Annotated in this window: 8 protein-coding genes and 3 rRNA genes; 3 read left to right on the plus strand and 8 right to left on the minus strand. The window is 54.8% G+C overall.

The genetic code is table 11. The features are described 5' to 3' along the window. Positions 1-117: 117 nt before the first annotated feature. Positions 118-444, minus strand: coding sequence for a hypothetical protein (locus tag BQ5462_RS09850; protein WP_071143138.1), 327 nt, complete (start codon positions 442-444; stop codon positions 118-120). Between the two features lie 93 nt (positions 445-537). Here BQ5462_RS09850 and BQ5462_RS09855 point away from each other — a divergent pair, with 93 nt between their 5' ends. Next, positions 538-1,161: an HD domain-containing protein gene (locus BQ5462_RS09855; RefSeq protein ID WP_071143139.1), complete on the plus strand. Its 624-nt coding sequence runs from the start codon at positions 538-540 to the stop codon at positions 1,159-1,161. A gap of 203 nt (positions 1,162-1,364) precedes the next feature. Here BQ5462_RS09855 and rrf read toward each other — a convergent pair. The 5 genes from rrf to BQ5462_RS09880 form a co-directional block, all read right to left on the minus strand. Next, a 5S ribosomal RNA gene (gene rrf / locus BQ5462_RS09860) occupies positions 1,365-1,481 on the minus strand. 68 nt (positions 1,482-1,549) lie between these two features. After that, positions 1,550-4,452: ribosomal RNA gene (locus BQ5462_RS09865) — 23S ribosomal RNA — on the minus strand. Between the two features lie 402 nt (positions 4,453-4,854). After that, positions 4,855-6,411 (minus strand): 16S ribosomal RNA (locus BQ5462_RS09870). Together the 16S, 23S and 5S rRNA genes form the textbook arrangement of a ribosomal RNA operon. Before the next feature lie 236 nt (positions 6,412-6,647). Beyond that, positions 6,648-8,168: a hypothetical protein gene (locus tag BQ5462_RS09875; RefSeq protein WP_071143140.1), complete on the minus strand. Its 1,521-nt coding sequence runs from the start codon at positions 8,166-8,168 to the stop codon at positions 6,648-6,650. Between the two features lie 11 nt (positions 8,169-8,179). Next, on the minus strand, positions 8,180-9,055 hold the full coding sequence (locus BQ5462_RS09880; RefSeq protein WP_071143141.1) for a DUF2971 domain-containing protein: 876 nt from the start codon (positions 9,053-9,055) through the stop codon (positions 8,180-8,182). Positions 9,056-9,239: 184 nt separating this feature from the next. Between BQ5462_RS09880 and BQ5462_RS09885 the strand changes: the two genes are divergently transcribed. Beyond that, entirely contained in the window at positions 9,240-9,956 is a 717-nt protein-coding gene (locus BQ5462_RS09885; RefSeq protein ID WP_071143142.1) for a LytR/AlgR family response regulator transcription factor, read from the plus strand. A gap of 11 nt (positions 9,957-9,967) precedes the next feature. Here BQ5462_RS09885 and BQ5462_RS09890 read toward each other — a convergent pair whose 3' ends face one another. Beyond that, positions 9,968-11,482, minus strand: coding sequence for a capsule assembly Wzi family protein (locus BQ5462_RS09890; RefSeq protein ID WP_071143143.1), 1,515 nt, complete (start codon positions 11,480-11,482; stop codon positions 9,968-9,970). Positions 11,483-11,729: 247 nt separating this feature from the next. On the opposite strand from BQ5462_RS09890, the gene BQ5462_RS09895 reads away from it, so the two are divergent. After that, positions 11,730-12,908 (plus strand): class I SAM-dependent methyltransferase, encoded by a 1,179-nt coding sequence (locus BQ5462_RS09895; RefSeq protein ID WP_071143144.1) that lies wholly within the window; start codon positions 11,730-11,732, stop codon positions 12,906-12,908. Between the two features lie 53 nt (positions 12,909-12,961). Here BQ5462_RS09895 and BQ5462_RS09900 read toward each other — a convergent pair whose 3' ends face one another. Further along, positions 12,962-14,395, minus strand: coding sequence for an amidohydrolase (locus BQ5462_RS09900; protein WP_071143145.1), 1,434 nt, complete (start codon positions 14,393-14,395; stop codon positions 12,962-12,964). Positions 14,396-14,456 lie beyond the last annotated feature (61 nt).

Consider the following 14,456-nt stretch of genomic DNA (forward strand, 5'->3'; position numbering starts at 1 on the left):
CTCGCTTTCCAATACCCTACCAGGGTACCCTTTTCTGTGTTTCTTATGATACCCCCAATGGGTACGAATGTCAAGAGGTGAGGTAGGATATAAGAAAGGGATGTGAAAATATACTTTTCACATCCCTTTCTTATATTTCTCCACGATTTCCTCTTCCCGGACCGGCGGCTGGCCCAGCCAGCCCAGGGCCATGTCCAGGTCCAGGGTGATGGTCCCATCCTCCTTCACAAAGGCCGGAATGCCAATAAAGGAAGTTCCATTTTCTCCTTCCCGGACCGGGGCGAATTCCGGTTTCCGGTCCCGCAGGGTCAGGAATGCTTTCAGGTTTGTGGTATTGGCCGTAATATCCACCCAGTGGAACTGATCCTCCAGGCCCCGGCTTTTCAAAACCGCCATTGTATTCCGGCAGTCGATGCAGATGGTACTTCCGTATAACGTAATCATGGTTCTGTCTCCTTTCTGTTTTCCCCAGAATTATACCATGGAATCAGAAACCGTATTATAATGATTCTATCCAAATGAAACGGAGGAATCCTCATGACCCCTGAAACCTTCCTTGCCCTCCTGATCCGGGCAGGAAAACTAAAGACTTCCGTGCGCCACTGCTGGCTGGCAAAAGGACGGCAGGAAAGCGTGGCGGATCACAGCTGGCGCATGGCCCTGATGGCTCTGCTCCTGGCCCATGTTCCTGAATTTTCCCAAGTGGATCTGGACCGGGTGATCCATCTCTGCCTGATCCATGATCTGGGCGAAGCCTTTACCGGTGACATCCCTACCTTCCAGAAAGGCCGGGCTGACCGGGAGGAAGAAAATCGGATCTACCAGGATTGGCTCCAGACCTTTCCGGAAGAAGACCGGAAAGAATGGGCGGCCCTGCTCACCGAATGGGAATCCCAGACATCAAAAGAGGCCCAGGTGGCCAGGGCCCTGGACAAGCTGGAAGCCGTCATCAGCCACAACGAATCGGATATCCGCACCTGGCTGCCTTTGGAACATTCCCTGCAATTCACCTATCCGGAAAAGGCAGTATCTTTTTCTCCCTGGCTGAAAGCATTGAAGCAGCTGGTGGACCAGTGGACAAGGCAAAAGGAAAAAGATGCAGGTTTCTGTACTCCCTCAGCCGGGCAGGGTGCCGCTGGCCGACCATGGAGCCGAGCGTAAAGCCATTTTCTGTTTCGCTCATCCGCCGTGAGCCTCGTTCAAGCGAAGCGCGTTGGCGGAAGGCGGATTGGAACGGCGAGGCAGAAAATGGCAGGGAGGCGACTTTGCGTCGGCAAGGGGTTCCCTGCCCGGCGGCGACAAGCAGCCTTCTCCTCAGAACACAAAAAGAAAGAGCATCGCAACTGCGATGCTCTTTCTGTCTTAACCGGCAGCTCCCTATCCTCCCGGAGCGTTTCCACTCGAGTACTTTCGGCGTATAAGGGCTTAACTACTGTGTTCGGCATGGGAACAGGTGGATCCCCTTAGCTGTCACCACCGGATTTTCAATTGAAGGCATGAGCCTTCAAAACTTCATGAAGAGACGTTTTGTCTATTGCCAGACTCGGTTTAAGTCAAGCCCTCGACATATTAGTACAGGTCAGCTTAACATATTGCTACGCTTCCACACCCTGCCTATCAACCTGGTAATCTTCCAGGTGTCTTACCAGCTTATGCTGTGAGAGATCTCATCTTAAGGATGGTTTCACGCTTAGATGCTTTCAGCGTTTATCCGTTCCGGACGTAGCTACCCAACTATACCCCTGGCGGGATAATTGGTACACCAGCGGTCCGTCCACTCCGGTCCTCTCGTACTAGGAGCAGCCCCCTTCAAATCTCTTGCGCCCGCGATGGATAGGGACCGAACTGTCTCACGACGTTCTGAACCCAGCTCACGTACCACTTTAATGGGCGAACAGCCCAGCCCTTGGGACCGACTTCAGCCCCAGGATGTGATGAGCCGACATCGAGGTGCCAAACCTCCCCGTCGATATGGACTCTTGGGAGAGATTAGCCTGTTATCCCCAGGGTAGCTTTTATCCGTTGAGCGATGGCCCTTCCACTTGGATGCCACCGGATCACTAAGCCCTACTTTCGTACCTGCTCGCCGTGTTTGGCTCGCAGTCAAGCTCCCTTCTGCCTTTGCACTCGCCGCGCGGTTTCCGTCCGCGCTGAGGGAACCTTTGGGCGCCTCCGTTACACTTTGGGAGGCGACCGCCCCAGTCAAACTGCCCGCCTAACACTGTCCCGGCGATCGTTACTCGCACGGTTAGAATCCCGATAGTTGAAGGGTGGTATCCCAACAGCGGCTCGGGCAATCCCAGAGGACTGCCTTCCATGCCTCCCACCTATCCTGTGCATCAAATATCAGAACCCAATATTAGGTTACAGTAAAGCTCCATGGGGTCTTTCTGTCCAGTCGCGGGTAACCTGCATCTTCACAGGTATTTCAATTTCACCGGGTCCCTCGTTGAGACAGTGCCCAAATCGTTACACCTTTCGTGCGGGTCGGAACTTACCCGACAAGGAATTTCGCTACCTTAGGACCGTTATAGTTACGGCCGCCGTTCACTGGGGCTTCAGTCGAATGCTTTGGGTCGAACCCGGACATCCTTCTTTAACCTTCCAGCACTGGGCAGGTGTCAGCACCTATACTTCAGATTTCTCTTTCGCAGGCACCTGTGTTTCTGGTTAACAGTCGCTTGGGCCTCTTCTCTGCGACCACACCGGGCTCCAGGAGCAAGTCCCTTCACCTTTGTGGCTACCCTTATCCCGAAGTTACGGGTACATTTTGCCGAGTTCCTTAACGAGGGTTCTCCCGCGCACCTTAGGATTCTCTCCCCGCATACCTGTGTCGGTTTACGGTACGGGCGGCAGCTTTCTCACTAGAAGCTTTTCTCGGCAGCGTAGGCTCAATCCCTTCGGGAACAAGTTCCCTCCGCATCACGCCTCAGCCTCAGTCACCGGATTTGCCTGATGACCAGCCTATGCGCTTGCACACGATCTACCAATCTCGTGCGGACCTGCCTTCCTGCGTCACTCCATCGTTCAAACGATCACTGCCGGTACTGGAATATCAACCAGTTGTCCATCTCCTACGCTCTCTGCCTCGGATTAGGTCCCGACTTACCCTGAGACGACGATCGTTGCTCAGGAATCCTTATGCTTTCGGTGGAATGGATTCTCACCATTCTTTTCGCTACTCATGCCAACATTCTCACTTCCCACCAGTCCACCGTTTCCAGAACGACTTCAGCCCGATGGGAACGCTCCTCTACCACACATACTTGCGTATGTATCCATAGCTTCGGTTCCATACTTTAGCCCCGGAAATCTTCGGCGCAGGGCCTCTCGACCAGTGAGCTATTACGCACTCTTTAAATGGTGGCTGCTTCTGAGCCAACATCCTGGTTGTTTATGAGACCCCACATCCTTTTCCACTTAGTATGGCATTGGGGACCTTAGCTGATGGTCTGGGCTGTTTCCCTTTTGACCATGGGACTTATCTCTCACAGTCTGACTCCCAGGCTCTGCAGCGTAACCATTCGTAGTTTGACAGGGTTCGGTAACCATTACAGTCCCTATCCCGATCAGTGCTCTACCGCCTACGCTTACTGCCTGAGGCTAGCCCTAAAGCTATTTCGAGGAGAACCAGCTATCTCTGCGTTCGATTGGAATTTCACCGCTACCCACGATTCATCCGAAAGTTTTTCAACACTCACCGGTTCGGTCCTCCACACGATTTTACCCGTGCTTCAACCTGATCATGGGTAGATCACTACAGTTTCGGGTCTACGAACACCAACTATTCGCCCTGTTCAGACTCGGTTTCCCTACGGCTCCACATTTCCTGCTTAACCTCGCTGGTGCCCGTAACTCGTTGGCTCATTCTTCAATAGGCACGCCGTCGCTTGCGCTCCGACTGCTTGTAGACATACGGTTTCAGGTTCTATTTCACTCCGCTCCCGCGGTTCTTTTCACCTTTCCCTCACGGTACTATGCGCTATCGGTCACTAAGGAGTGTTTAGCCTTGGAGGGTGGTCCCCCCGACTTCCCGCAAAATTCCTCGTGCTTCGCGGTACTCTGGATACTGGCCCCCTTGCTCTGCCTTTCGCCTACCCGGCTATCACGGTCTGTGGCTCACCTTTCCAGGTGATTCGGCTAGGCCTGACTCGGTTTATGCCAGTCCGTAACCCCAGAGAACCGAAGTTCTCTGGTTTAGGCTCTGCCCTCTTCGCTCGCCGCTACTGTGGGCATCTCGTTTGATTTCTCCTCCTCCGGCTACTTAGATGTTTCAGTTCACCGGGTTCCCCTCCCGTAGGATACCATCCCATAACGGATGGTGGGTTTCCCCATTCGGACATCTGCGGATCAAAGCCTGCTTGCGGCTCCCCGTAGCTTTTCGCAGCTTACCACGTCCTTCATCGGCTCTTAGTGCCTAGGCATCCACCGTATGCCCTTAGTAGCTTGACTTCCTCGCTTCGATAAATTGGCGTCTCCTGCGTCACGTCTCCGCGTAGCTCGGTCGATNATACCAGATGTATAATCTCCCTCGCCATGCTCGCCGTTCCTTGGATCCATCCAATTTCTCTTCGCGAGCTTGTGAACCTTAGATATCATATATCTTTGGTCCCGGTTCTCAATTACTAAAGACACATTGCTGTGTTCCTAGTTCTCGTTACTCGTTTCTAAATTCGCATTTAGATCAGAGGTGCTTATCCGATCATCACATCGGATAAGACTTTGTTTTGTCTCTTCTATGAAGTTTTCAAGGTTCATGCTTCAGGGACGAGCCCTGAGAACCAAATATTGTTTTGACAGATGTGCGTCGACGAGAATAGAAGCAAGCCCTCGGGCTCCTTCGGTTCTCCATAGAAAGGAGGTGATCCAGCCGCTCGTTCTCGAACGGCTACCTTGTTACGACTTCACCCCAATCATCGGCCCCACCTTAGACAGCTGACTCCTAAAAGGTTATCTCACCGGCTTCGGGTGTTACCAACTTTCGTGGTGTGACGGGCGGTGTGTACAAGGCCCGGGAACGTATTCACCGCAGTATGCTGACCTGCGATTACTAGCGATTCCAACTTCACGCAGGCGGGTTGCAGCCTGCGATCCGAACTGGGGTCGGGTTTCTGGGATTTGCTCCACCTCGCGGCTTCGCTGCCCTTTGTTGCCGACCATTGTAGTACGTGTGTAGCCCAAGACATAAGGGGCATGATGACTTGACGTCATCCCCGCCTTCCTCCAGGTTATCCCTGGCAGTCTCCTATGAGTCCCCACCGTTGCGTGCTGGTAACATAGGATAAGGGTTGCGCTCGTTGCGGGACTTAACCCAACATCTCACGACACGAGCTGACGACAGCCATGCACCACCTGTTTTCGTGCCTCCGAAGAGGGGGACCTATCTCTAGGTCTTTCACTCAATGTCAAGCCTTGGTAAGGTTCTTCGCGTTGCGTCGAATTAAACCACATACTCCACCGCTTGTGCGGGCCCCCGTCAATTCCTTTGAGTTTCAATCTTGCGATCGTAGTCCCCAGGCGGGGTACTTATTGCGTTAACTCCGGCACAGAAGGGGTCGATACCTCCTACACCTAGTACCCATCGTTTACGACCAGGACTACCGGGGTATCTAATCCCGTTTGCTACCCTGGCTTTCGCATCTCAGCGTCAGACACAGTCCAGAAAGGCGCCTTCGCCACTGGTGTTCCTCCCAATATCTACGCATTTCACCGCTACACTGGGAATTCCCCTTTCCTCTCCTGCACTCAAGACTTCCAGTATCCAACGCCATACGGGGTTAAGCCCCGCATTTTCACGTCGGACTTAAAAGCCCGCCTACATGCTCTTTACGCCCAATAATTCCGGACAACGCTTGCCACCTACGTATTACCGCGGCTGCTGGCACGTAGTTAGCCGTGGCTTCCTCGTCAGGTACCGTCAATACCGAAGTGTATTGTAAATCAGTACATTCGTCCCTGACAACAGAGTTTTACAATCCGAAGACCTTCATCACTCACGCGGCGTTGCTCCGTCAGACTTTCGTCCATTGCGGAAGATTCCCCACTGCTGCCTCCCGTAGGAGTTTGGGCCGTGTCTCAGTCCCAATGTGGCCGTTCATCCTCTCAGACCGGCTACTGATCATCGCCTAGGTGAGCCGTTACCCCACCTACTAGCTAATCAGACGCAGGCCCATCTTCTGGCGATAGCTTACAAGTAGAGGCCATCTTTCCTCCCGCCTCCATGCGGAGGCGGGAGCACATTCGGTATTAGCATCCCTTTCGGAATGTTGTCCCCAACCAGAGGGCAGGTTGCCTACGCGTTACTCACCCGTTCGCCACTAAGAATTTACCGAAGCAAATTCTCCGTTCGACTTGCATGTGTTAAGCACGCCGCCAGCGTTCGTCCTGAGCCAGGATCAAACTCTCCAAAATAGATTATTTTGAAGAGCCGCTTGGCTCTCAAATACTAGCTTTGATTTTTTAACCTGGTTTTCATCCAGGTGACTAGATCTCATCACTAAAAGTGACATGACCCGCACATCTGTCAACAATATTCAGTTCTCAAAGTTCGTCTTGCTGTCTCATCAGCGACAGCTTCTATATAATACCAGTACCCGTGAAAAATGTCAACAGCTTTTTTAGAACTTTTTCCAAAAAACTGCTGGGGATTAAATACCCAGCAGTTCTTTGGCTTCTTTTTTGATTTCCTTCCGCTTTTCCTTCAGCAGCAGCTGCTCTACGGCCACCTTCAGATCCGGGCTCAGGGTATAACCCAGCTTCTTCCATTGCTGCAGGTTCAACAGGGCGTTCCGGCGGTTGCTGAAGGCTGGAGAATCCAGGGCCAGCAGGAACAGTTTTTCCCCGGTGCCCGGGAACCCGATCAGCTGGTCCAGGATGGCATTCAGTTCCTCATAGATTCCTTCGAACAGTTCCTTGACCGTCAATTCATGGTCTCGGTTCTCATCGAAAATCTTCTTCATGCCCGGGATCAGTTCTTCGTACAGCTCCATCACATGGCCATCGTGATGGGATTCGCCGGTGAGGGCATAGGCCAGCAGCCGCCGGTTCTTTACCGGATCCTGCAGGACCAGTTCCGTAGCTTCTTCCGCATAGGGCAGTTCCAGCGCCCGGGCCAGTTCAAAGCCCTTCCCTTCTTTCAGTGCTGCTTTTACCGTCTGGGCACAGTCGAAGGTATTCAGCAGCTTGCCGCAGGCCTGTTTGATTTCTTCCTGTTCCTTCCCCTCCAACCTGGTGGTGGCATAGCGCAGAATCTTCAGGATGACTTCATACGTATGGAAATCCTTCTTCTGTTCTTCTGCGTGGCGCAGCAGTTCCCGCAGCAGCTGGACCGGCTGGCGCAGTTCCGAGATCCCTGGCACAGGTTCATCTTCCAGCAGGGCTTCCACCAGGCCTATGGCTCCCCGGAATGCCCTGGGACGCAGGCTGGGCTGTTCCAGCACACCCACCAGATCGATGCCGTCAGCAATCAGCTTGGCCGTGTATTCGGGGTTGACGTCGTTTTCCCAGCCTTCTTCCAGCATCCACTGCCGTACCTGTGCCGTGCGGGGTTCCAGTTCCTCCAGGGCAAAGACCCGACCCCAGCCATACACCAGCCGGGCTGTCTGGAAGATTTCCTCCTGGGCCGTCTCCCACACCAGGAAGTTCCGCAGGCAGTACAGGGTAAATTCGTTGCACTGGGCCAGCAGGCGGATAAGAGGTGCCAGTTCTTCATCATCATGGAGATCCGCAAATTCCAGCAGGGTCAGGGCATATTTCACGATTTCCGGATTGTCGGCTTCCTGGAGCAGATGGCCGGCATACCAGATCAGGTCTTCCGGATGGATCTCCTCCCGATGGGCATCCACCCATTGCTGCAGGGTCAATGTATAATCGTTCATCAGATTTTCCATATCGGAAGTGAAGAAGTCCTCCAGCTGCTGCACCGCCTCCTTCGTGTGGCCCTGGAGCAGGGTTTCCGTGGCGGCGATGACCTCAGGAGCCGGTTCTTCCCCTTTTTCCGGTCCGGTCACATTGCCTTCGAAGAAGCCATCGGCAAATTCGATACCGGCGATCTTGGGTGGATAGACCAGGTTCCGGATGGAAAAATCACGGGGCAGAAAGCCCTGTTCATCCAGGGAATCGTAGATCCGTTGGGCAATGGATGGATTGGCAAACAGTTCGTCGTTCATGGGATTCTCCTTTAGCGATAAGATGATTTGGAAATCTTGAGAGTGAGGGTCCGATCGTCATACCCATTGGCTGCCAGGAACAGTTTGAGGATATCCAGGTGATCCTTCATGTCGTTCTTGGGTCCCAGTACGATTTCCCGTATGGCACTGCGGCTGAAGGGCATCTCCGTATACGGCACCAGCCGGCTGGCCTCGGGGCGGAACCGGATCTGCTTGTAGGCTTTCCGGTTGCCCGCGGCCATATGGCCCTCCTCGTCCTTCATCAGGACGGGAAGCCACAGGGCCCGCAGTTCTTTTTCCGTGGCGAAGCTGGCATCCTTGCAGTAATAGCGCAGAGACGAGAACGTGGCATCATCGGCAATGGCCCGGCGGATTTCCCGGTCGTTCAGGTGTTTTCCCCGGGTCAGCCGCATGCGGATCCAGTTCCGTGCCAGAGGCAGGAACTGTTCTCCATAGCTTTCTGTCATATAGATGACTTTCTTCAAATAGTACTTGTTGGCAAAATCCGCGTTCAGGTGGACCGTGGAACAGTCGAACCCCATCTCCCGGGGATTGAAGCCGATGGCAAATCCCCGGCCATCATCTGCGTAGCTGCGCCATTGGGGCAGGATGTCCCCCTCCTCTGAAAAACAGCCCAGGTAGATGAAACAGGCCGAATGGTGATAATACAGATCCCTTGCCAGATCCATCTGGCTGCAGGCAATCTCCCCCTCTTCTACCAGCTGTTCCAGAGCCTCTTCAAAGATCGGGTCCAGCATCCGGTTCTCCCAGGCATCATTGGTAAAAGAGGCTTCTGTCAGCCAGAGACACTGGTTCTGCAGGATGTTCATGAATCCGCTGACAGAACAATAATGGTAGATCACTCGGTTTTCCTGACAAATGGACATGGTGCGCCCCTCTTCTCTCAGATTTCGGTTACCAGACCATTATACCGTATCCCCGAAAAAAAATCTCATGATTTTTTCAATTTATCCACTGGAAATGTACAAAATGAAATATTTTTCTGGATTTTACAAGTATTTATGGTATACTGAATATTGTGTATAAAATTTAACAGATGGAGGCCGAACCATGTTCCACATTGCCCTTTGCGACAACGATCCCACCCAATGCGACCAATTCACCCGCTGCATCCAAAAACTGCCCCAGCCTGCCGAACCGCTCCAGCTCCAGCACTATTCCCACGGCCGTTCCCTTCTGGAAGATTACCGGCAGGGCGTCCGTTTCAATCTGGTGATCCTGGGCACGGTCCGGGAAGGGGAGCGGCTCCTTGCCCTGGCCCGGGCCGTCCGCCGCTTCGATGCCCAGGTTCCCATCATGGTCCTGGCAGCCACCGGCCGATATTCTCTGGAAGGCTATGAGATTCCCCTCTATCGCTACTACAAAGAACCTCTTCAGCCCTATGTGTTCACCCAGGATCTCCAGGACCTGCTGAAACAGGACCTGTTCTCCCAGCGCCAGCCGTTTTTGTTCAGCAACTGGCAGGGGCTGCACCGGCTGACCCTGGAGGAGATTCTCTACTTCAAGTCCGAAGGATCCAGGATCCTGGTGGCCACGGAACATGAAAGCTATGTCTACCGGGAGTCCATCCGCACCCTGGAACATCGTCTGGAACGATTCCTGTTCCAGCGGGTGCATCGCAGCTATCTGGTCAATCTGCGCTGGATCCGGAATGTGTGGGGCCGGGAACTGACCCTGCGCAATGACAAGATCCTTCCCCTGGCGGCCCATCGGTCACGGGAACTGCGTCAGCGGATGCTGCAGCTGGCCAGCCGGTTCTGCAACTGAGGCGCGGTCCCTTACAGCTGCCAGTCCACCTGGGCTCCGGCAAACCAGGTATGGTCCCCCCGGCCCTGCCGGACCCGTGCATAGCCCAGGGTGCCATCCAGGTAGAGATCCGTCCCCAGCTTCTTCCGGCCGGTCAGAGCCAGTTCATCCACCCGGGGTCCTTCCTGGCCCCGGTCTTTTTCTGTACGCTGGTAGTACAGTCCCAGGTGGGTCTCCCCGGGCAGATAATGGTTCACCCGGGCATAGTATGTACGGCTGTCGGTGCCCATGGCATCCCCCAGGATGTCCCCGCTGTACGTCCATCCCTGCTGGAAGGTCCCATGACGGTACCCGTCCCTGTTGGTATAGGCCGTTTCCAGTGTCAGATCCCAGGCCCCGTCTCCAGTAAGCTGGGGCAGATAGAGTCCGCCCCGCCATCCCCAGTCACTGGGCAGCCCCTGGGCCTGATCCTCGCCGTACATCTCCCCGTAGAACTGTATCCCGGGCAGACGCAAGCGGAAATCGAAGCCGCCCATATCGTCCCATTTGTCATGGCTGTCCACATTGTGTCCGTTGAACCAGTGCCCCCAGTCGGAACGGGAAAGGCCGTTGCCATCCCCGCCCAGGAGGGATACCCGGGAAAGTCCCAGGGTAAACCAGGGAGCCGGTGTCACGTCCAGCCGCAGGCCCAGGAGCCCCGGATGGTTGTAATCACGACGACCGGAGCGGGCGGCATCTTCGGCCCGTTCCCCATCCAGACGTCCGTAGAAGGCGTGGAAATCCACCTGGCCCAGGAACTTCAAAAAACCTCCGGCCTGGATGGGTTCGTTCAAATGGGTCTGCACCAGGGTAAGGGGCTTCATATTGTTGCCCAGAAGCAGATGGCCACCCGCTCCCTGGCCCCAGGTCAAGGCTTCCCGCCCCGCTTCCCAGGCCCAGGCCCCGGTACGAGTCTTCAGATACCCTTCTTCCAGGCTGGCCGTGCCTTCATTGTCCCTGTCCCAGGCTGCCCGTCCCCGCAGGGAAACCGCCGTTTCACTGCCCAGGTTGCCGCTGGCTTCCACCAGGACTGTTGCCATGCCGTTCCGCCCCAGCTTATGTCCGTTCCGGTTCTGGCTGAAAGGACCCCAACTGCTGCCTGTAGACCGGTCTCCGTAGGTAAAGGCATCTCCATGACGATACCCGACCCCTGCGCTGACCTGGCGCAGGCGAATCGGATCCGAGGCGGTCTTTCCCCGAGCCAGATCCATTTCCGGTGCCACATACGTTTCCAGAGCCCGGAGTTCATCAGCCAGATAGCCGGGCAGGGGTTTCGTCTCTGCCCGCTGTTCCGCCTCCATGGCCCACCCGGCCAGCTGCTGCCGGCTATAGGGCCGGGCTCCATTGGGAAGGCTTTGCAGATATCCCATGGCTGAAAGCTTATCCACGGTATCGTAATAGGGACTGTCCACCGGCACATTGGCCGTCACCCGGGCCAGGGCCGGCAGGGGCGCAGAAAGGCTTCCCAGCAGCAGGGGAAGCAGGAAACGCAGGGTATTGATTCTCATGGGTAAGACCTCCAACTGTGATTTTCATGAAATTCCAATGATTTTCTTATCATAGCATAAACGGACGGTTTGATTTCCCGAATTGACACATTTTCCTCTGCACTTTCTTCGAAACGGTTTTCTATTAATCGTGCAATTGATTAATCCATCCAAACAATGTTATAATAAGGTTATATTATTATTTCTTTCGAGAGAGATCTGTAATGGATCTCACCCGACCTGCGGACCGGAAGGAGTCATGATTGCTATGTTTCATAAGCTTATGGATAATTTCTTCATCTATTACCTGAGCCATTTCGACAAGCACTGCTTCAATGTGCAGATCCACGGCGAAGAGTACACCATCGGCGAAGGCAAGCCGGAATTTACGATTCTCATCCACAGGGACATCCCCAAAAAAGAACTGCTGGAATCCACCGAACTGGCGCTGGGCGAAGCCTACATGCGGGGTGACATCGAAATTAAGGGGGATCTGTTCCATATGCTGTGTACCCTGCTGGATCAGGCCGACCGTTTCAGCCTGGACCGGAAAGGACTGCGCAACATCCTGTACATGTCGGAAAAGAAAAAAGACCAGGCCCGGGAAGTTTCCTCCCATTATGACCTGGGGAACGATTTCTATCAGTTGTGGCTGGATCCGACCATGAGTTATTCCTGCGCCTACTTCAAGCATCCGGATGACACCCTGGAGCAGGCCCAGAGGAACAAGGTGGATTACATCCTGCAGAAACTGTATCTGAAAAAAGGCATGAACCTGCTGGACATCGGCTGCGGCTGGGGCTTTCTGCTGATCGAGGCGGCCAGGAAGTATGGCGTGAAGGGCTATGGCTGTACCCTGAGCCGGGAACAGTGGAAAAAAGGCCAGGAACGGATCAGGGCGGAAGGCCTGGAAGACCTGGTAACCATCGACCTGTGCGATTACCGGGATCTGGAGGATAAAGGACTGGGCAATCATTTCGACCGCATTGCCAGTGTGGGCATGATGGAACATGTGGGCCGCTCCAACTATGCCACCTATATGGAATGCGCCAACCACCTGCTGAAGGAAGGTGGCCTGTTCCTGCTCCATTCCATCACAGGTCACGATGAGGTGGTGTCAGAACCCTGGATCCGGAAATACATCTTTCCAGGCGGTACCCTGCCCTCTCTGCGGGAGCTGATTTCCCACGCCTATGACGCCAGCTTCCGGGTATTGGATGTGGAAAGCCTGCGCCAGCATTACTGCAGGACCCTGCTGTGCTGGTACCATAACTTCTGCAAGGTCCATGAAAAAGTGGCCCGCTGGAAGGATCCGGAATTCGTCCGCATGTGGGATCTGTACCTGTGCGGCTGTGCCGCCGCCTTCCACATCGGGTACATCGATGTGCACCAGACACTGATGACCAAGGGAAACAACAACAATCTGCCCATGACGCGGTGGTATTGAAAAACAGGGTGTGAAGAAATGGACCTTTATTTCTTCACACCCTGTTTTGTTTTTTACAGCTTCGGCAGATGGTCTACGCCTTCCACCGGACAGTCGTACTGACCGTCGTTCTTTTCCATGAACTCTTTTTGGGCCGCTTCCAAAAGGGCCGGGTTTTCCAGTACTTTCACCGCCGTCAGGGCAATGACCTTCCCGGCAGTCAGCATGCCTTTCCAGCCAATGGGAGAATTCACCTGTCCAGTCTTGTACCAGGAATGGCCTGGCGTCCCAAAGGCTTCCGTGGCCGCCGTGAAGTAATAGGTGGGCGCAATGAAACCCACGTCCCCCACATCCGTAGAACCGAAATCCAGTTCTTCCCGATCCGGTTCAAAATCCCTGATTTCCGTATCCAGGGGCTGGGACAGCTTTTCAGCCAGACGGTTCCTGCCGTACCGGTTCACCAGCATCTGCTTTTCCTTTTCCTTCATGCTGTCGCTGAAAGCCTCCGTGAATTTTTTGGCCAGAGCGAAATCAGCCTCGTCCCATTTCGGTACCCCGATTTCATGAAAAGCTTCCGTGGCCGTCTGCGCCAGCACCTTGTTGTTGATGTACTCGGAGTAGCCGCTTTCCCGTTCCACACGCACCTTCGTACCGCAGATCAGGGCTGCGCCCCGGGCCACATCATCCAGCCGCTTCACGATTTCCTTGACCTGCCGGTAGTAGGGAGCCCGCACCACATAGCGCACCGCTGCATGGTCCTGCACCACGTTGGGTGCCCGGCCGCCCACGTCCAGATAGGCATACTGGATCCGTGCCTCCATGATCACATGTTCCCGCAGGTAGTTGGCCCCCACGCCCATGATCTCACAGGAATCCAGGGCACTGCGGCCCAATTCCGGTGCTGCAGCCGCGTGGGAGGTGATGCCCTGGAACTTGTAGGTACGGCACACGTTGGCATTCAAGTGGGGTGTGGCCGTCCGGTTTTCCGCCGCTGGATGCCAGGAAAGGAAGAAATCCACCCCGTCAAAGGCCCCATCCCGGGCCATGAAGGTCTTGCCACTGAGGTTCTCTTCTGCCGGGGTGCCGAAGTACACCACCGTACCCGGCTGGCCGGTGGCTTCCAGATAGTCCTTCAGGGCCAGTGCCCCCGCCAGCGCCCCCGTGCCCAGCAGGTTGTGACCGCAGCCATGGCCCGGGCAGCCTTCGTGTTCCGGTTTCTTCACCGGGCAGCCGGCTTCCTGGCTCAGCCCCGGCAGCGCATCATATTCGCCCAGGATGCCTATGACCGGACTTCCCTTTCCCCAGACGCCCTTGAAGGCCGTGGGGATATCCACCAGATTCCGGGTCACGGTGAATCCGTGTTTTTCCAGGGCCTGGCACAGCGCCTCCGCCGATTTGAATTCCTCGTAGCCCACTTCCGCCAGCTCCCAGATTGTCTGGCTGAGACCGATCAGCTCGTCTTTATACCGGTTGTCCACCGCCTGTTCGATGATCTGTTGTGGATCCATGGATGATCACGCTCCCTATCATAAGATAAATTCATTATAGCACAAGGGGGTGTGAAAATTG

It is taken from the genome of Acidaminococcus timonensis, assembly GCF_900106585.1.
Lineage (GTDB): Bacteria > Bacillota > Negativicutes > Acidaminococcales > Acidaminococcaceae > Acidaminococcus > Acidaminococcus timonensis.

What these genes read in the sequence shown, in the direction of transcription:
- BQ5462_RS09850 (WP_071143138.1), bottom strand. Translation starts at nt 444, where the DNA reads ATGATTACGTTATACGGAAGTACCATCTGCATCGACTGCCGGAATACA.
- BQ5462_RS09855 (WP_071143139.1), top strand. Translation starts at nt 538, where the DNA reads ATGACCCCTGAAACCTTCCTTGCCCTCCTGATCCGGGCAGGAAAACTA.
- BQ5462_RS09875 (WP_071143140.1), bottom strand. Translation starts at nt 8,168, where the DNA reads ATGAACGACGAACTGTTTGCCAATCCATCCATTGCCCAACGGATCTAC.
- BQ5462_RS09880 (WP_071143141.1), bottom strand. Translation starts at nt 9,055, where the DNA reads ATGTCCATTTGTCAGGAAAACCGAGTGATCTACCATTATTGTTCTGTC.
- BQ5462_RS09885 (WP_071143142.1), top strand. Translation starts at nt 9,240, where the DNA reads ATGTTCCACATTGCCCTTTGCGACAACGATCCCACCCAATGCGACCAA.
- BQ5462_RS09890 (WP_071143143.1), bottom strand. Translation starts at nt 11,482, where the DNA reads ATGAGAATCAATACCCTGCGTTTCCTGCTTCCCCTGCTGCTGGGAAGC.
- BQ5462_RS09895 (WP_071143144.1), top strand. Translation starts at nt 11,730, where the DNA reads ATGTTTCATAAGCTTATGGATAATTTCTTCATCTATTACCTGAGCCAT.
- BQ5462_RS09900 (WP_071143145.1), bottom strand. Translation starts at nt 14,395, where the DNA reads ATGGATCCACAACAGATCATCGAACAGGCGGTGGACAACCGGTATAAA.